General features: G+C 71.1%; 15 protein-coding genes, 1 tRNA gene and 1 pseudogene. 9 read left to right on the top strand and 8 right to left on the bottom strand.

Features of this window, described 5'->3' with window-relative positions:
- The first annotated feature begins 8 nt into the window (after positions 1 to 8).
- The gene (locus ACFV0Q_RS06030) at positions 9 to 1,160 is read left to right on the top strand and encodes a sensor histidine kinase (RefSeq protein ID WP_385001100.1); all 1,152 of its coding nucleotides are present in this window, start codon (positions 9 to 11) and stop codon (positions 1,158 to 1,160) included.
- Between the two features lie 11 nt (positions 1,161 to 1,171).
- Here the strand turns inward: ACFV0Q_RS06030 and ACFV0Q_RS06025 are convergent, their stop codons facing one another.
- Together ACFV0Q_RS06025 and ACFV0Q_RS06020 are read right to left on the bottom strand one after the other, a co-directional pair.
- Positions 1,172 to 1,525 carry a winged helix-turn-helix domain-containing protein gene (locus ACFV0Q_RS06025; RefSeq protein WP_385001097.1) on the bottom strand — a complete coding sequence of 118 codons (354 nt, stop codon included), beginning with the start codon at positions 1,523 to 1,525 and terminating at the stop codon, positions 1,172 to 1,174.
- Complete coding sequence (locus ACFV0Q_RS06020; protein ID WP_385001094.1) at positions 1,522 to 1,941, bottom strand: hypothetical protein; 420 nt, start codon at positions 1,939 to 1,941, stop codon at positions 1,522 to 1,524. The genes ACFV0Q_RS06025 and ACFV0Q_RS06020 overlap by 4 nt, the downstream gene beginning before the upstream one ends.
- Positions 1,942 to 2,080: 139 nt before the next feature.
- On the opposite strand from ACFV0Q_RS06020, the gene ACFV0Q_RS06015 reads away from it, so the two are divergent.
- Positions 2,081 to 2,404 (top strand): chorismate mutase, encoded by a 324-nt coding sequence (locus ACFV0Q_RS06015; protein WP_385001092.1) that lies wholly within the window; start codon positions 2,081 to 2,083, stop codon positions 2,402 to 2,404.
- A gap of 136 nt (positions 2,405 to 2,540) precedes the next feature.
- Positions 2,541 to 5,069, top strand: a complete 2,529-nt coding sequence (pepN, locus tag ACFV0Q_RS06010) for an aminopeptidase N (protein ID WP_385001089.1) — start codon at positions 2,541 to 2,543, stop codon at positions 5,067 to 5,069.
- Here the strand turns inward: pepN and ACFV0Q_RS06005 are convergent, their stop codons facing one another.
- A complete protein-coding gene (locus tag ACFV0Q_RS06005) occupies positions 5,070 to 6,926 on the bottom strand; it encodes a hypothetical protein (RefSeq protein ID WP_385001086.1) in 1,857 nt (618 codons plus the stop codon).
- Positions 6,927 to 7,276: 350 nt separating this feature from the next.
- Between ACFV0Q_RS06005 and ACFV0Q_RS06000 the strand changes: the two genes are divergently transcribed.
- Genes ACFV0Q_RS06000 through ACFV0Q_RS05990 form a run of 3 tightly spaced genes read left to right on the top strand, consistent with a single transcriptional unit; the run spans position 7,277 to position 10,673 of the window.
- On the top strand, positions 7,277 to 8,668 hold the full coding sequence (locus ACFV0Q_RS06000) for a pyridoxal phosphate-dependent decarboxylase family protein (RefSeq protein WP_385001083.1): 1,392 nt from the start codon (positions 7,277 to 7,279) through the stop codon (positions 8,666 to 8,668).
- Positions 8,665 to 10,074: a lysine N(6)-hydroxylase/L-ornithine N(5)-oxygenase family protein gene (locus ACFV0Q_RS05995; protein WP_385001080.1), complete on the top strand. Its 1,410-nt coding sequence runs from the start codon at positions 8,665 to 8,667 to the stop codon at positions 10,072 to 10,074. Before ACFV0Q_RS06000 ends, ACFV0Q_RS05995 begins: the two co-directional genes overlap by 4 nt.
- Before the next feature lie 59 nt (positions 10,075 to 10,133).
- On the top strand, positions 10,134 to 10,673 hold the full coding sequence (locus ACFV0Q_RS05990; RefSeq protein ID WP_385001077.1) for a GNAT family N-acetyltransferase: 540 nt from the start codon (positions 10,134 to 10,136) through the stop codon (positions 10,671 to 10,673).
- Between the two features lie 41 nt (positions 10,674 to 10,714).
- Here ACFV0Q_RS05990 and ACFV0Q_RS05985 read toward each other — a convergent pair whose 3' ends face one another.
- On the bottom strand, positions 10,715 to 12,520 hold the full coding sequence (locus ACFV0Q_RS05985; RefSeq protein ID WP_385001073.1) for a bifunctional metallophosphatase/5'-nucleotidase: 1,806 nt from the start codon (positions 12,518 to 12,520) through the stop codon (positions 10,715 to 10,717).
- Between the two features lie 127 nt (positions 12,521 to 12,647).
- On the opposite strand from ACFV0Q_RS05985, the gene ACFV0Q_RS05980 reads away from it, so the two are divergent.
- A complete protein-coding gene (locus ACFV0Q_RS05980) occupies positions 12,648 to 13,352 on the top strand; it encodes an SIMPL domain-containing protein (protein ID WP_385001070.1) in 705 nt (234 codons plus the stop codon).
- Between the two features lie 157 nt (positions 13,353 to 13,509).
- On the top strand, positions 13,510 to 14,937 hold the full coding sequence (pyk, locus tag ACFV0Q_RS05975; RefSeq protein WP_385001067.1) for a pyruvate kinase: 1,428 nt from the start codon (positions 13,510 to 13,512) through the stop codon (positions 14,935 to 14,937).
- A gap of 28 nt (positions 14,938 to 14,965) precedes the next feature.
- Here pyk and ACFV0Q_RS05970 read toward each other — a convergent pair whose 3' ends face one another.
- From ACFV0Q_RS05970 to ACFV0Q_RS05955, 4 genes are all read right to left on the bottom strand, one after another.
- Positions 14,966 to 15,706: an SDR family oxidoreductase gene (locus tag ACFV0Q_RS05970; protein ID WP_385001064.1), complete on the bottom strand. Its 741-nt coding sequence runs from the start codon at positions 15,704 to 15,706 to the stop codon at positions 14,966 to 14,968.
- Between the two features lie 76 nt (positions 15,707 to 15,782).
- A complete protein-coding gene (locus ACFV0Q_RS05965; protein WP_385001061.1) occupies positions 15,783 to 16,034 on the bottom strand; it encodes an EF-hand domain-containing protein in 252 nt (83 codons plus the stop codon).
- Between the two features lie 48 nt (positions 16,035 to 16,082).
- On the bottom strand, positions 16,083 to 16,862 hold the full coding sequence (locus ACFV0Q_RS05960) for a helix-turn-helix domain-containing protein (protein ID WP_385001058.1): 780 nt from the start codon (positions 16,860 to 16,862) through the stop codon (positions 16,083 to 16,085).
- Between the two features lie 86 nt (positions 16,863 to 16,948).
- Positions 16,949 to 17,031 (bottom strand) — tRNA-Leu (locus tag ACFV0Q_RS05955).
- A 92-nt stretch (positions 17,032 to 17,123) separates the two neighbouring features.
- Here ACFV0Q_RS05955 and ACFV0Q_RS05950 point away from each other — a divergent pair.
- Positions 17,124 to 17,268 (top strand): annotated as a pseudogene (locus tag ACFV0Q_RS05950) (response regulator); the annotation flags it as partial.

Genomic DNA, 17,268 nt, shown 5'->3' with positions numbered 1-17,268 from the left:
GGGGTGCGGTGAGTCCGCTCGCGGCGTGGTCGCGGCGGCATCCGCACGCCGCCGACTGGATCCGGCTGCTGCTCTCCCTGGTCCTGCTCGCCCTCGTCACCTTCGAGGGCGTCGTCCTGGCCCGCCAGCCCAGCCTCCCGCACGCCGCCGTGTGGATCTCCGGCATTCTCGTCTGCCTCAGCGCCGCCCCCTGGCCCGGCATCCCCCTCCTGGCCCGCGCCTGGTTCGCCGCCGCCACGACCTGGACCGTCACCCTCCTGCTCATCTTCGGCAACCACCCCATCGTGGTCTGGGGCGGCGGGGAGGCCATCGCCCTGCTCGTCCTGCTCTCCCAGGTCCTGCTCCGCGCCCCCGCCCAGACCGCCGCCGTCCTCGGCCCCCTCCTCGGCCTCGGCTGCATGGCCGTACCCGTCCGGGACACCGACCCCGGCCGGTTCACCCTGCTGTTCTCCGTGCTGACCGTCGTCGTCGGCGCGTACTCCCTCCTCCTGCGCCTCCAGTCCGTCCAGCGCGTCCGCGAGCTGCGCGCCGTCCGCACCGCCGAACGCCTGGAGCTCGCCCGCGAGCTCCACGACCTCGTCGCCCACCACGTCACCGGCATCGTCGTCGAGGCCCGCGCCGCCCGCTTCACCAAGGTCTCCGCCGAACGCGCCGCCGAGATCTTCGGCCGCATCGAAACCGCCGGCGACGAGGCCCTCGGCTCCATGCGCCGCCTCGTCGCCATCCTCCGCGAGGGCGACGGCGGCGCCCCCGCCGGCACCAGCCCCGTCGCCGGCCTCGCCGACCTGCGCAGACTCACCGAGCGGTTCTCCGCCACCGGCCCGCCCGTCGTCCTCTACATCGAGGACGGCCTCGACCGCCGCATCCCCGGCCACGTCGCCGCCACCGCCCACCGCATCGTCCTCGAAGCCCTCACCAACATCGCCAAGCACGCCGCCACCGCCACCGCCGTCCGCATCGGCCTGCGCACCGTCCCCACCGGCCTCGAAGTACGGATCGCGGACGACGGCGGCCGCCCCGCCCGGCTCTCCGAGAAGGCCCGCGGCGGCGGCTACGGCCTCGCCGGCATGGCCGAACGCGCCGAGGCCCTCGGCGGCTCCCTCACCGCCGGCCCGGCCCCCGAGGGCGGCTGGCTCGTCACCGCGATCCTGCCGCTGTAGGACGCCCGGAGCTATCCCAGGGCGATGGCCCGCAGCGCGGCCAGGTGCCGCCCGTACACCGCGCGCCCCTCGTCCGTCAGCGAGAGCCAGGTCCGCGGGTGCCGGCCGACCCGGCCCTTGTGGACCGCCACCCAGCCCGCCTCCTCCAGCGCGGCGACCTGCTTGGACAGCACCGAATCGCTGACCTCCACCACATCGCGCACGAAGGCGAACTCCGCCTTGTCCAGCGGAGCCAGCGCCGCCACCACCGACAGCCGCACGGGCGCGTTCAGCAGCGGCGCCAGGTCGTGCCGCGGATGCCTGCCCGGCCCGGCCCCCGGCCCCGCCGGCGCCGCCCCGGGCGCCACCTCATCGGCCCCGCTCACGCCGTGCCCCGCAGCTCCGCCCGGGCGCCCAGCGCCGGCGGCAGCGCACACCCCAGCGCGGCCGCCACCGCGAAGCCCACGTCGTCCGTGAACACCGCGTTCGCCAGCACGACCGAAACCCCCAAGACCACGGCCCAGACCCCGATGACCAGGCCGTGCCGCAGACCGAAGCCGCGCCTCACCACGCGCTGCCGGGCGGCGTACACGCTCAGCCCGGCCACCAGCGCGGCGTTGGCCAGCGCGAAGAACACCGCCGCCACCGGGCCGTGCCACAGCAGCGCCACCGGTACGAGCACCAGCTGCCCGGCGGCGAAGACCACCAGGTAGCGCCCGTACCAGCCGCTGCGGGCCCGGGCCGCCTCCTCCAGCTCGGCCGCCCGGCCCAGCACCCCCACCGCGTGCGCGGAATCGCTCATGATCCGTTCCCCCTCGTTCCCCGATGACTCGACACTTTCCACTATGGCCAGCACTTTCCAATCTGGCAAGTGGCGGAGATCGTCTCAAGGACCGATTGGCCGAGGACCCACTCGCGGCCGCCACGTATTCTCGGGAACCATGAACAACAGCGACATCGACGAGATCGACGAGAACGTCACCGCCGAACTGTCCCGCCTGCGCGACAGCATCGACAACATCGACGCGGCCGTGGTCCACATGCTCGCCGAGCGCTTCAAGTGCACCCAGCAGGTCGGCCACCTCAAGGCCAAGCACCAGCTGCCCCCGGCCGACCCGGGCCGCGAGGCCAGGCAGATCGCCCGCCTGCGCGAACTCGCGGAGAACGCGAAGCTGGACCCGGCCTTCGCGGAGAAGCTCCTCAACTTCATCATCGCGGAGGTCATCCGCCACCACGAAACGATCGCCGCCGCCGAAGACCAGTAACCCGCACCCCCTCCCGGCCCCCGCACCCCGACCCCGGGGCATCGCCCCCGGGGGCGCGGCGGATGCGCGGCGGATGCGTGGCGCGGGGCACCCCCGCCCCCTTCGGCGGAGGGCGGCCGTCGGGCAGCATGGGCCCATGTCCGCACTGACGCGCAACGAAGCGCTGCTCCGAGCCCAGCTCCTCGACGTCCACGACTACGCCGTCGCCCTCGACCTCACCACCGGCGGCGACACCTTCGACTCCACCACCGTCATCAGGTTCACCGCCCGCACCGCCGGCGACACCTTCGTGGAACTGAAGCCGGACGAACTGCGCTCCGCCACGCTCGACGGCGACCCCCTCGACCCCGCCGCCCTCAGCGACAACCGCCTCCCGCTCACCGGCCTCACCGAAGGCCCCCACGAGCTGCGCGTCGACGCCCGCATGCGCTACTCCCGCACCGGCGAGGGCCTGCACCGCTTCACCGACCCCGCGGACGGAGAGGCCTACGTCTACTCCCAGATGTTCATGGACGACGTCCAGCGCGTCTTCCCCGCCTTCGACCAGCCCGACCTGAAGGCCGTCTTCGCGTTCACCGTCACCGCCCCCGCCCACTGGACCGTCCTCGCCAACGGCATCACCACCCGCACCGGCGAGCGCTCCGCCACCGGCGACAGTCCCGCAGCCGGCATCTGGACCTCCACCCCCACCCCCCTCATCTCCACCTACCTCGCCGCCATCGCCGGCGGCCCCTGGCACAGCGTCACCACCGAACACGCCGGCCTCCCCTTCGGCCTCCACTGCCGCCGCTCCCTCGCCCCCTTCCTCGACGCCGACGCCGACGAGATCCTCTCCGTCACCACCGCCTGCTTCGACCGCTACCACGAGAAGTTCGCCGAGCCCTACCCCTTCGACTCCTACGACCAGGCCTTCGTCCCCGAGTTCAACGCCGGCGCCATGGAGAACCCCGGCCTCGTCACCTTCCGCGACGAGTTCGTCTTCCGCTCCGCCGTCACCGACACCGAACGCCAGACCCGCGCCATGGTCATCGCCCACGAGATGGCCCACATGTGGTTCGGCGACCTCGTCACCCTCACCTGGTTCGACGACATCTGGCTCAACGAATCCTTCGCCGAATACATGGGCTACCAGACCCTCACCGAAGCCACCCGCTTCACCGACACCTGGACCGAATTCGGCGTCACCCGCAAGACCTGGGGCTACGACGCCGACCAGCGCCCCTCCACCCACCCCGTCGCCCCCGGCCCCGACGACGTCCCCGACACCGCCTCCGCCCTCCTCAACTTCGACGGCATCTCCTACGCCAAGGGCGCCTCCGCCCTGCGCCAGCTCGTCGCCTGGCTCGGCGAAAAGGACTTCCTCGCCGGCATCAACACCCACTTCGCCCGCCACAAGTTCGCCAACGCCTCCCTCGCCGACTTCGTCGACTCCCTCGCCGCCCACACCGACCGCGACGTCCACGCCTGGGCCGAGATCTGGCTGCGCACCACCGGCATCGACACCCTCACCCCCCACATCGAGGACGCCGACACCGGTGCGGGGCCCGGCGGCTGGACCCTCACCGTCGACCGCGACGGCAGCCGCCCCCACCGCATCACCGCCGGCACCTACGCCCGCACCCCCGACAACCGCATCGAACGCGCCGAACTCCTCGACCTCGACGTCCCCTCCGACGAGATCCTCTCCGTCAGCGGCCCCCGCCCCGCCCTGCTCCTCCTCAACGACGGCGACCTCACCTACGCCAAGGTCCGCCTCGACGAAACCTCCCTCGAAACCGCCCTGCGCGACCTCTCCCGCATCCCCGACCCCCTCACCCGCACCGTCATCTGGACCTCCCTGCGCGACATGGTCCGCGACGGCGAACTCGACCCCGAGACCTACCTCGCCACCGCCGCGGCCCACCTCACCGAGGAAACCGACCTCGCCGTCGTCCAGGGCGTCCTCGTCTTCGCCCGCAACCACATCGCCGACCACTACACCGCCCCCGACCGGCGCGGCGCCGCCCTCACCACCATCGGCTCCATCGCCCGCACCCTCCTGCGCCGCACCGAGGACGGCAGCGAACCCGGACTGCGCCTCACCGCCGTCCGCGCCCTCATCGACAGCGCCACCCAGCCCGACACCATCGCCGCCTGGCTCGCCGACGGCACCGTCGGCGGCGGCCCCGAACTCGACCCCGAACTGCGCTGGCGCATCCTGGGCCGGCTCGCTGTACTCGGCGCCGCCGACGAAGCCGCCATCGACACCGCCCTCGCCGCCGACCCCAGCGCCACCGGCCAGGAAGGCGCCGCCCGCTGCCGCGCCGCCCTGCCCACCGCCGAGGCCAAGGCCGCCGCCTGGAACCGCCTCTTCCACGACGACACCCTGTCCAACTACCTCTTCAGCGCCACCGCCCAGGGCTTCTGGAAGCCCGAACAGGCCGACCTCGTACGGGACTACGTGCCGCGCTACTACCCCGACGCCGTCGCCCTCGCGGCCCGCCGCGGACCCGCCATCGGCCAGGCCGCCGGCCGCTGGGCCTTCCCCGCCCACGCCATCGACGAAGCCAACCTCCAGGCCGGCCGCGCCTGCCTCGACGACCCCACGATCCTCCCGCTGCTGCGCCGCCAACTGGTCGACCAGCTGGACGACCTGGCCCGCGCCCTGCGGGTGCGCGGCGCCTGATCAGCGCAGACAGCCCACCACCTTCACCGACACCTGGGCGGTGGCCGACAGGCCGCTGGCCGGGTCGGTCGCGGTGAAGGTCAGCGGATACGTCCCGTCGGGCAGCAGCGGCACCACGAAGCTGCCCGACGGGCCCGCCCCCAGCGACACAGGCCCGTTCGGCCCCTTCAACTGCCAGGCCGTGTACTGCGGATCGGTGATGGCCCGGTCACCCGGCCGGGTCCGCGCCGAACCGGAGAAGCTCTCCTCACACCCCCGCCGCAGCTGCCCGCCGCCGCCCGGCTGCCGGATCGCCACCGCCGGAGGCTGCGGCTGCTGCGGGACGCTCGTCGACGGCTGAGGGCTCTGTCCGTTGGCCGGCCGGCCGGGGGAGCTGGAGGCGGGCGCGTTCGGAGAACCGGACGAGGGCGGGGCACTGTGCCCCGGCGACTGCGACTGCGACTGCGACTGCGTTGGCGACGGCGAGGCGGAGGGGGACACCGACGGCGATCCCGACGCCGGAACGGAAGGATCCACCCCCGGCACCGAAGGCAGCTCGGGCCGCCCCACCGACGTCGGCGAGGGCCCCTTCGAAGGCGAGGTGGCCTTCGCGTCGACCATCGCGCACACCGCGCTGGCGATCATCGGCTGGGCGTCCGGTATCGGGGAGGGACGCAGCCTCTGGTCGTCCCCGCCGTGCGCCTGCGCGTCGAGGTAGACGTTGCCCGTCGAGGTCTCGGCATCACTGTGCTCGATCCACGCCGAATCGTGGTACAGCCCGCCCGCCTTCTGCTGGTTCACCCCCGTGACGTGCCACTCCTTCACCCGGCTCCCCGACGGCGTACCCGCCACCGCGGGCCCGTCCGTCCCCGCGAACAGCCAGCCGTCCCCGAAGTACCGCTGCGGGGCCTCCAGCGCCCCCTCCTCGTTGGCCGTCGGGAAGGTGAAACCGCCCCCCAGCAGCAGCCGGTTCTTGGGACAGCCCACCGTCGCCTGCGCGCTGCCGCCCGCCGCGACCGCCACCTGGGCCGTCACCACCGAGACGCTCTTCAGCTTCACGCAGACCGGCCGCACCCCCACCGCGAAGTTCGCCTGCGGCGGCTGCGGAGCCAGCAGCTGCGTCATGCGCAGCACGTCCGTGGAGTCCTTCAGCGGGAACGGACGGGAGCTCAACTCCGTACCCGGGTTCACCCTCACCGCGAAATCACTCGCACCGGCAGCGGCAGTGGCACCGGCCGGACCGGGAACCGCCGCCCGCGGCGTCAGCCGGTCCAGCGGAACCGGCGCCACCGGCCGCCCCGGCCGGACCCGGTCGGCCTTGAACTCGGCGCCCACCATCGTGAATCCGTCCGCGCAGTGCGGTGTGGCCCGCGTCGTGGTCGGCGCCCCCGCGAACGGGCCCTCGGTCGTCACGTCGTGAATGCCGCCCGGCCCGGCGAGCTTGTTCGACTTGTCCAGGAACGCGTACGCGGGCCACTGGAAATCGAGGTTGCCCTGCATCTCCGGCTTCGCGTTCACACACAGCGCGTACGAGGTCAACGCCGCCGCATCGCCCCCCGGGTTGAACGCCGCCGCCAGCCACGCCCCACCGATGAAGTGGCTGTTCGTCGCGAAACCCTGCCCCGTGACCGCGTACCCGCCTCCGATCGCCGTTTCGTGCGGCAGACACGCCGCGACCGTCAACTGCTCACCACCCGCCGGAACCTGTACGGAGGTGCTCCGCTGGACCACCGACACCACCGGGGCCGGATCCCGCGACACCCACCACACCCCCGCCCCGGCCGCCGCCGTCACGGCCAGCGCCCCCGCGGCCACCACCCCCACCGTCTTGGCACCGACCGCGCCGACCGCTTTCGCGAAGACCCCGGAACCCGCCATCGACCGCCTCCAGCCGCGCACTTGTGGGCCGCAGGCAATGTAATCCCGCCACGCCCCGCATCCCAGAGCCACGCAACCAAAGAATTCCCCACGCCCCCGAACCCCTCGCCCCCGCACCCGCCTGACCAGGCGTCGGCCGCGCTCCCCGGGCCCGCGGGGCAGAGCGGCCCCGCGCCGGCGGCCCGCCCGCCCGGCCCCGCCACCCCCGACCCCCGGGGGGAACCGGCCGGAAATCGTTCCCGGACAAACCCCGGCGGTTACCCCATTCGGGTCGGATCGTTGTACCGGCCGGGTGTCCCGCCCAGCCTCGGCCACGCAGCGCCACGCCCCGCCCAGCCCCCGGAGCCCCCATGACCGTGCCCAAGCCAGCGCCCGCGCCCCCGCTCGCCGGCGGACGCCACGGCGGCGACGCGCTGCGGCCCCTCCTCGACACCGTCCTCACCGCCCTGCGCACCGGCGCCGAGGAACGCGGCGGACCCCTCCCCGCCGGCGGCCCCGACGCCGTCGCCGCCCGCGTCGCCGCCGCACTGGGCGACGTACTCCCCGACCACGGAACCGGCGACCACGAAGCGCTACGGACCCTCGTGCACACCCTCACCGCAGGCGCCGCCGACCCCGCCGACCCCCTCTGCGCCGCCCACCTCCACTGCCCCCCGCTCGCGGTCGCCGCCGCCGCCGACCTCGCCGCGAGCGTCCTCAACCCCTCCCTCGACTCCTGGGACCAGGCCCCCGCCGCCTCCGCCATCGAGGCCCACCTCACCCGCACCCTCGCCGCCGAGCTCTACGCCACCCCCCGCGCCGACGCCCTCCTCACCACCGGCGGCACCGAAGCCAACCAACTCGCCCTCCTCCTCGCCCGCGAACGCCACGGCCCCCGCCTGACCGTCCTGCACGGAGCCAACGCCCACCACTCGATCCCCCGCTCCGCCTGGCTCCTCGGCCTGCCCCCCGCCGTCGCCCTCCCCACCCCCACCGGCACCCTCGACCCCGCCACCCTCCGCGAAGCCCTCGCCCACACCCCCGGGCCCGTCCTCGTCACCGCCACCGCCGGCACCACCGACGCCGGACTCATCGACCCCCTCCACCCCCTCGCCGACCTCTGCGACCAGCACGGCGCCGACCTCCACATCGACGCCGCCTACGGCGGCACCCTCGCCCTCAGCCCCCGCCACCGCGCCCCCCTCGACGGCCTCACCCGCGCCCGCACCGTCACCCTCGACCTGCACAAACTCGGCTGGCAACCCGTCGCCGCCGGCCTCCTCGCCGTCCGCGACACCACCGACCTGGCCCCCCTCGCCCACCAGGCCGACTACCTCAACGCCACCGACGACACCGAAGCCGGCCTCCCCGACCTCCTCGGCCGCTCCCTGCGCACCACCCGCCGCCCCGACGCCTTCAAGATCGCCGTCACCCTGCGCTCACTCGGCCGCGACGGCCTCGCCCACCTCATCGACCTCACCCTCACCGCAGCCCACCGGCTCGCCGAACTCCTCGACGCACACCCCCGCTTCGAACTCCACGCACCCCCCACCCTCACCACGGTCCTCTTCCGACCCACCCCCACGGACGACGACCACCTCGCCACCCTGCGCCGCACCCTCCTCCACAACGGCACCGCCGTCCTCGGCCGCGCCACCGCCGACGGCCGCCTCTGGCTCAAGGCCACCCTGCTCAACCCCCACACCACAGCGCAGGACCTGGACACCCTCGTCGCCCACCTGGAAGGCAGAACCCACCGATGACCGCCCAGCTCGATGCACCCCACGACCTCGTCGGAATCGGCATCGGCCCGTTCAACCTCTCCCTCGCCGCCCTCGCCCACGGCCTCCCCCAACAAGGCGCCGGCCAACTCGCCACCGCCTTCTACGACCAGCGCCGCGACTTCCGCTGGCACCCCGGCCTCCTCATCGACGGCGCCACCCTCCAAGTCCCCTTCCTCGCCGACCTCGTCACCCTCGCCGACCCCGCCAGCCCCTGGACCTTCCTCAGCTACCTCAAGCACAAGGAACGCCTCTTCCCCTTCTACTTCGCCGAGCAGTTCCACATCCAGCGCGCCGAATACGACGCCTACTGCCGCTGGGTCGCCGGCCGCCTCCCCGGACTCCACTTCGGCCACCAGGTCGACGCCGTCCGCTGGAACCCCGAACGCGACCTCTTCGAAGTCGACTACACCCAACTCGACACCGACGGCGAAGCCGAAGCCCTCGGCCGCACCTACACCCGCAACCTCGCCCTCGGCATCGGCACCGCCCCCTACGTCCCCGAACCCCTGCGCCCCCTCGCCGACGCCCCCACCGTCCCCGTCATCCACTCCGCCGACTACCTCGACAACCGCCGGCGCATCCTCGCCGCCGAACACGTCACCGTCATCGGCTCAGGCCAGTCGGGCGCCGAAGTCTTCCTCGACCTCCTGCGCGCCCGCCCCCACGGCCGCGAACGCCTCACCTGGCTCGCCCGCACCCCCTCCTTCGCCCCCATGGAGTACTCCAAGCTCGGCCTCGAACACTTCACCCCCGACTACACCCGCTACTTCCACTCCCTCCCCGAACCCGTCCGCGACCAGCTCGTCCCCGCCCAATGGCAACTCCACAAGGGCATCGACACCGCCACCATCGCCGCCATCCACGAAGAGCTCTACCGCCGCACCCTCCACGGCGGCTGGCCCGACACCGTCCTCACCCCCGGAGTCAGCGTCCGCACCGCCGGCCGCGTCGCCACCACCAAGGTCGAACTCCACCTCGAACACACCCAGCAAGGCACCCGCTCCCGCCTCACCACCGACGCCGTCGTCCTCGCCACCGGCTACAAGGAACGCCCCCTCACCAGCCTCCTCGCCGGCCTCGACCCCTACATGCGCAAGGACTCCTCCGGCCGCCCCCGCATCGACGACCGCTACCGGATGATCCTCGACCCCTCCGTCACCGGCACCGTCTTCGTCCAGAACGGCGAACGCCACACCCACGGCGTCGGCACCCCCGACCTCGGCCTCGCCGCCTGGCGCAGCGCCGCCATCCTCAACACCCTCACCGACAAAGAGCCCTACCCCCAGCCCCACCGCACCGCCTTCACCACCTTCGGCCTCGAACAGCGCGAACACACCCGCCCCCACCCCGCCGTCGAACTGCTCCCCCTCGTCGAACACCCCTGACGACACACAGCGAAAAGTGGTTTGCCGACGAGGAAGCCGCGTGGGTAGCGTCGCCGACCGTGACTCCAACCCTGCGCACCGAGCGGCTGCTCCTGGAACCGTACGCACCCGAGGACGAAGAGGACTTCATCGCCCTGTTCCAGGACACCAGGGTGTCGCGGTGGATGGGTGACGGACCCGCATCCGAAGCAGACGACCGGGCCCTGTTCGGACGGATCTTCACCAAGGTCTACGCCCGGGCCCTGTTCGACGTCTGGGCCGTCCGCCGCGACGGACTCCTCATCGGGCACGCCGAAATCAAACCGACCGACGTCGTCGCGGGCCACGAGATCATCTACGCCCTCGCACCGACCGCCTGGGGATCCGGCCTGGGGACCGAGCTGGCCCGGGCCATCCTCGCCCACGGCTTCGACACCCTGGGACTCACCGAGGTGCACGCCACCGTCGCCGCGTCGAACGAGGCCTCACTGACCCTGCTGGACAGAATCGGCTTCGAGCACGTCCGGGACATCCAAGAGGACGACGGCAGCACCACCCACGTGCTGACCCGCCGCCCCACCGCCACCGACGGACAGGGGCGGGGGAGACCGCCGCGGTGACCCGACTCCCGAAGCGAGCCGGGTCACCACCACACCAGCCCCTAGAACACCGGCACCCCGCCCCGCGTCAGCCGCCAGTCCACCGACGCGAACTGCGCCGGATCGATCGTCCCCTTCGCCTTCACCCACTGGATGATCGTGTTACGGATCTCCTCCGAGTTCGCCCACAGCTGCCTGGCCTGCGGAACATGCGGGAAGTTCCCGCCCCCCGAAGCCCGGTAGTTGTTCACCGCGAACACGAACCGCGCCGCCGGATCCACCGGCTTCCCCGCGAACGACAACCCCGTGATCCGCGAACCCACCGGCTGCGCCACGTCGATGCCGTACGCCAGCCCGTACACCGCGTCGTAGTTGTAGTCCGGAATGCTCTCCGCGTTCGTCAGCTTCGCCGGATCCACCGGAGCGTCCGCCGCCGTCCGCACGTAATACCGCGCCGAATACTCCAGGTAGTCCTTCAGCTGGGCACCCGTCAGCAGCCGCGCCTCAAGGGTGTTCTCGAACGGATACAGCCCCGCCGCGTCCTTGATCGTCACCTGACCCGCCGGAATCGACGCCGTCCGCGAGAAACACGACGCCTGCGACAGCACCGGCAGCGCCGCCCACTCCGAACCCGCCAGCGCCGCCTTCACCGTCTCCGCCTGCACGTGGTTGATCAGATCGATGATCGCCACGTCCTTCACCGGCCCCTCGGCCGACGACATCGCCTGCGTCGACGTACCGATCACCTGATTGACGTACCCCACCACCTTGCGGTGCTCGTCCGACAGCAGCCGCACGATCTTCGGGTCCTCGACCGCCGTGTTCGAATTCAGCACCTGCGCCGACACCTTCGCCACCGACCAGCGGCCCTTCTCCCACACCAGCTCGAAGTCGAACAGCGTCAGCCGCTGCCCCCACTTCAGCGGCTCCGACAACACCACGTCCTTGCCGGTCGCCTTGTTCTTCACCCGGTACTCCGGGATCTCCGTGTGCGCGTGACCCACCAGGATCGCGTCGATCCCCGCCACCTGCTCCGCCACCAGACCCGCCGCGTTCTCCACGTACGGCAGCTGATCACCGTACGAGGACGTACCGCTCGATCCCGAGTGCGCCGACACGATCACCACGTCCGCGCCCATCGAGCGGAGCTTGGGCACGTACTTCGCCGCCTGCTCCTCCAGACCCGGGAACGTCATCTTCCCCTGCACATTGGCCTTGTCCCAGATCGCGATCCCCGGATTCGTCAGACCCAGCACCGCCACCTTCACGTCCCGCCCGTGCGGCGTCCGCAACCGGTGCATGCTGTACGGCGGGAACGCCGGCCGCAACGTCTTCGCGTCCAGCGCGTTCGCCCCCAGCAGCGGAAAATCACACTGCTCCTCGAACTTCCGCAGCACCGGAATGCCGTAGTTGAACTCGTGGTTCCCCAGCGCCGCCGCGTCGTACCCGATCGCGTTCATCGCCTGCGCCATCGGGTGGACCGGCCCGCGCCGCGCGGTGATCGGATCCACCTTCGCGTAGTAGTACGACAACTGCGTGCCCTGGATCGTGTCACCCGCGTCGATCAGCAGCGTGTTACAACGCCCCTTCCGCGACCGCACCTGGTCCACCAGCGTCGAGATCTTCGCCAGACCGACGTCGTTGTGCGCCTTGTCGTCGAACTCCTTGTCCGTGAAGTAGTCCCAGTTGAAGACGTTCCCGTGCAGGTCCGTCGTCCCCATCACCGTGAACGCGTAGGTCCGCGGCGCCTTCCCGCTCCCCCCGGAGCCCTCCTGCGCGGCGGCCGGCGTGCTCGCGGCCCCCGCCAGCGCCACGGCCGCACCCGTCGCGGCCGAAGCCCCTATGAACTTCCTACGGTCGAACGTCATGCCATCTCCCCTTCAACGCGTGAACAACGCGCGTAGATTCTGACCGACCGGTAACAAAACGCAACACCCCCACCAGGTTTCGATCCGATGACCACACCCGTACGAGCCACAGTGCGACAGTGAAACCATGACCCAGGACCCCACGCACCAGCCCTACGGCACCCCCGAAACCCCCCGCGTCGCCGTCCGCGGCGAAGCCCGCCTCGAAGTCGACCCCGAGATCGCCCGCATCGGCATCACCGTCAGCGCCCGCGGCACCGACCGCCGCGCCGCCCTCGAAGACCTCACCCGCCGCAACAACGCCGTCCTCGACCTCGTCAAGAGCTACGGCGAACCCGTCGAAAAACTCGAAACCGGCGCCTTCTCCATCACCCCCGAACTCACCCGCCACGGCCGCGGCGAACGCGTCCGCGCCTACCACGGCCGCGTCCACATCACCGCCGAACTCAGCGACTTCACCACCCTCGGCGAACTCACCACCCGCCTCGCCGACCTCGAACTCACCCAGGTCGACGGCCCCTGGTGGGCCCTGCGCCCCACCTCACCCGCCCACGGCGAAGCCCGCCGCCAAGCCGTACTCGAAGCCGTCCAGCGCGCCCGCGAATACGCCCAGGCCCTCGGCGCCAACCTCGCCGCCCTCGTCGAACTCGCCGACCTCGGCGCCGAGAACGCCGTCCCCGTCGCCATGGCCGCCCCCGGCGGCATGATGCGCGCCATGTCCTTCGGCGGAACCGACGACGCCGGCGCCCCGCCCCTCGACCTCGAACCCCAGCGGCAGACCGTCTACGCCCAGGTGAACGCCCGCTTCACGATGACCCCGCCGCAGCTCTGAAACCCGCACGAAACGCCGAACCCGTGCCCCTGTCGGGGTGCTCATCAGAGCACCCCAATGCACATTCAACAATTGTCAACAAGCTTTTGCCCAAAGGTTGTTGAGTGGACACCCGGAACCAATTTCCTACCGCCTGGTAGGGGCATACGCTCGACCCATGCGCCGAGCGAAAATCGTATGTACCCTGGGCCCCGCCACCGACTCATACGACCAGATCAAAGCCCTGGTCGAAGCCGGAATGGACATCGCCCGCTTCAATCTCAGCCACGGCACCTACGCCGAACACGAAGAGCGCTACCTGCGCGTACGCAAGGCCTCCGACGAAACCGGCCGCAGCGTCGGCATCCTCGCCGACCTTCAAGGCCCGAAGATCCGCCTCGGCCGCTTCCACGAAGGCCCCGTACTCCTTGAACGCGGCGACGAGTTCACCATCACCGTCGAAGACCACCAAGGCGACCGCCACACCTGCGGCACCACCTACAAGGGCCTCGCCAACGACGTCACCACCGGCGAACGCATCCTCGTCGACGACGGCCGCGTCACCCTCGAAGTCACCGCCGTCGACGGACCCCGCGTCCACACCCGCGTCATCGAAGGCGGCATGGTCTCCGACCACAAGGGACTCAACCTCCCCGGCGTCGCCGTCTCCGTCCCCGCCCTCTCCGAAAAAGACATCGAAGACCTCCGCTGGGCCCTGCGCACCGGCGCCGACGTCATCGCCCTCTCCTTCGTCCGCAGCGGCAACGACATCCAAGACGTCCACCGCATCATGGACGAAGAAGGCCGACGCCTCCCCGTCATCGCAAAGATCGAAAAGCCCCAGGCCGTCGACAACATCGACGAGATCGTCGCCGCCTTCGACGGCATCATGGTCGCCCGCGGCGACCTCGGCGTCGAAATGCCCCTGGAACAAGTCCCCATCGTCCAAAAGCGCGCCGTCAAACTCGCCAAGCGCAACGCCAAGCCCGTCATCGTCGCCACCCAAATGCTCGACTCGATGATCGAAAACTCCCGCCCCACCCGCGCCGAAGCCTCCGACGTCGCCAACGCCGTCATCGACGGCACCGACGCCGTCATGCTCTCCGGCGAAACCAGCGTCGGCAAACACCCCGTCGAAACCGTCCGCACCATGGCCCGCATCGTCGAAGCCGCCGAAGAAGACATCCTCGCCAAGGGCCTCCCCCCGCTCACCGAACGCAGCAAGCCCCGCACCCAGGGCGGAGCCGTCGCCCGCGCCGCCGCCGAAATGGGCGACTTCCTCGGCGCCAAATTCCTCGTCGCCTTCACCCAGAGCGGCGACACCGTCCGACGCCTCTCCCGCTACCGCTCACCCATCCCGCTGCTCGCCTTCACCCCCGACGCCGCCACCCGCTCCCAGCTCAACCTCACCTGGGGCGTGGAGACCTTCCTCGGCCCCCACGTCGACTCCACCGACGCGATGGTCGCCCAGGTCGAGGAAGAACTCCTGCGCATCGGACGCTGCGTCCCCGGCGACGTCGTCGTCATCACCGCCGGCTCGCCCCCCGGCGTCAGCGGCAAGACCAACCTCGTGCGCATCCACCGCATCGGCGACGCCGTCCGCTAGCCCGACCCCCTCCGGCCGGGGCGACGGGCTACAGCCCGGCCCCGCCGGTCGCGTCGACCACCCGGCCGGTCACCCACCGGCCGGCGTCCGACGCCAGGAAGCCGACCACATCGGCGATGTCCTCCGGACGCCCCACCCGGCCGAGCGCCGCCAACGAAGCGGCGTGCGCCTCGGCCTCGGCATTGCCCCGCAGCCAGCCCGCGTTGACGTCCGTGTCGACGATCCCCGGAGCCACCGAATTGACGGTGATCCCGCGCGGGCCCAACGCCTTCGCGAGGTTCAGCGTCAGGTTGTCGAGGGCCCCCTTCGTGGACCCGTAGGCGAGGATCTCCGGCATCGCGATCCGCGCCGCGCCGCTGGATATGTTGATGACCCTGCCCCCGTCGCGCAACCGCCCCAGGCCCTCCTGGACCACGAAGAACGGCGCCCGGACGTTCACCGCGAAGACGTGGTCGAACTCCTCCTCGGTGACCTTGCCGAGCGGCACCGGCAGCCCGATCCCGGCATTGTTGACCAGCACGTCGACCGGCCCCAGCCCCAGCCCGTCGTACGCCGCCCAGAGCGCGGCCGCGTCCCCGTGCCCCCCGAACTCGGCCCGCACGGCACGGGCCCGCCCGCCCTTGCCCTCGATCCCCTCGACGACGTCCCGCGCGGCCGCCTCGTTCCCGGCGTACGTCAGCACGACCGTGAGCCCGTCGGCGGCGAGCCGCTCGGCGATGGCCCGGCCGATGCCCCGGCTGCCACCCGTGACCAGTGCGATTCGTTCCATGACAGACTCCCCCTGCATTCGCTAACGATCACTACAGAAACAACCTAACACGCGATCCACGAACACCCGCACGGTTTCACCAGCCGAAGCGCCGATCCACGACGGCCGCGAACTCCTCGAAGCTCAACACCGCGTCCCCGTTCTGATCAGCCGCATCGAACAACGCCGACGACGCATCCGCATCCCCGAGCCCCCAGAACGGCAGATCCCCCTGAGCCGCCAACGTCGGCCCCTTGCTCCGCAACGCCGAGATCACCTCGACACGCGTCAGCTCACCGTTGTGATCCAGATCCAGCGCATCGAACAGCTTCCGAGCCTTGTCGCTCATCGCGGGGGTCCCCTCGTAGTCCTCCCCCCAGCCTATGCCGCGCCCCGCTCAGTACTTGGGCCCGATGTGCGCATCCATGAGTGCGACGGATTCCTTCCGCGCGACGGAGACGTTGAAGGGGTCACTACCCCGCGCGAGCACGGTCCACCGGACGCCGACCTGGGTGAGGGTGTCGGTGCAGAGCTTCCGGATGTCGTCCGACTTGTTGGTGAAGAAGTACCGGGGGTACTCGTACCGCTTGCCGTTCCGCACGGTCCAGTTGGTGATCCGACACCCATCGGAATGAATCAGCCCCCGGATGAACTCCCAGGGGTGCGCGTCGACGATCTCCTGCTGCCAGCCTTCGAGGACGATCCGCCGCTCATGCTTCTTCCCGGGCCCGTGCTGCGGGAACAGGCAGGGTAGGTGCTTGAAGTACACCTTGATGTTGTGTGCGCCCGGGGTGCGGACCCGGCAAGTGGCATTGTGCGGAAACACCGCTCGGAGGGCGGCCTCGGCTGCGTCCTGGATGCCTGGCCATGCGTCGTCGAGCGTGATCATCAGGCTGGGCACTTTGTGCTTCGCATAGTGGCTGATGTGGCCGTCGCCGAGGTAGAGGCCCAAGAGGTAGGCGTAGGCGGCCGCGTCCAGCTCCCGTTGGTCGCACCTCGGGCAGAGGAGGGAGGGGCGTATGCCGACCGCCTCGCCGCGCTTGGCGCGGTCCACGTGCTTCCAGTAGCTCACGGTGCCGAGGGGTACGCCCAGATCGCGCGCCACGTCGACGTTCTTCGCGCCTCCGCGCAGCATGGTGAGGGCCGTTTGGCGGGTTTCCAGACTGTGGAATTCCATGTCAACACTCTGAGTGACTGGGCGTCGCCGTATGTAGCAAAAAGCGGACGTTCACGCGAAGGTGAACGTCCGCTTTTAGGACAAGGTGCCGGGTGCGGGACTCGAACCCGCAAGCCCTCACGGGCAGATGTGTTTGAGACATCCGTGTATGCCATTCCACCAACCCGGCAGGGTCGCACGTCGGAGTGTACCGGGTGACCATGCGGCGGCGCTGCTAGGTAGGCTCATACAAGCAGCAGCGCCCCGCAAAGAGGAGCCCCCGTGACCGCCGAGCACGAGTCGACGCCCACGCCCGACGCCGACCAGTCGCACGTTCCGCCGCTGACGACCCGGGTCGTCATCGCCGAGGACGAGGCGCTCATCCGTCTGGATCTGAAAGAGATGCTGGAGGAGGAGGGGTACTCCG

It is taken from the genome of Streptomyces sp. NPDC059564 (assembly GCF_042735575.1).
Classification (GTDB): domain Bacteria; phylum Actinomycetota; class Actinomycetes; order Streptomycetales; family Streptomycetaceae; genus Streptomyces.
Note: the sequence above shows the minus strand (reverse complement) of the source record. Positions and strands in the feature narration are given on the sequence as shown.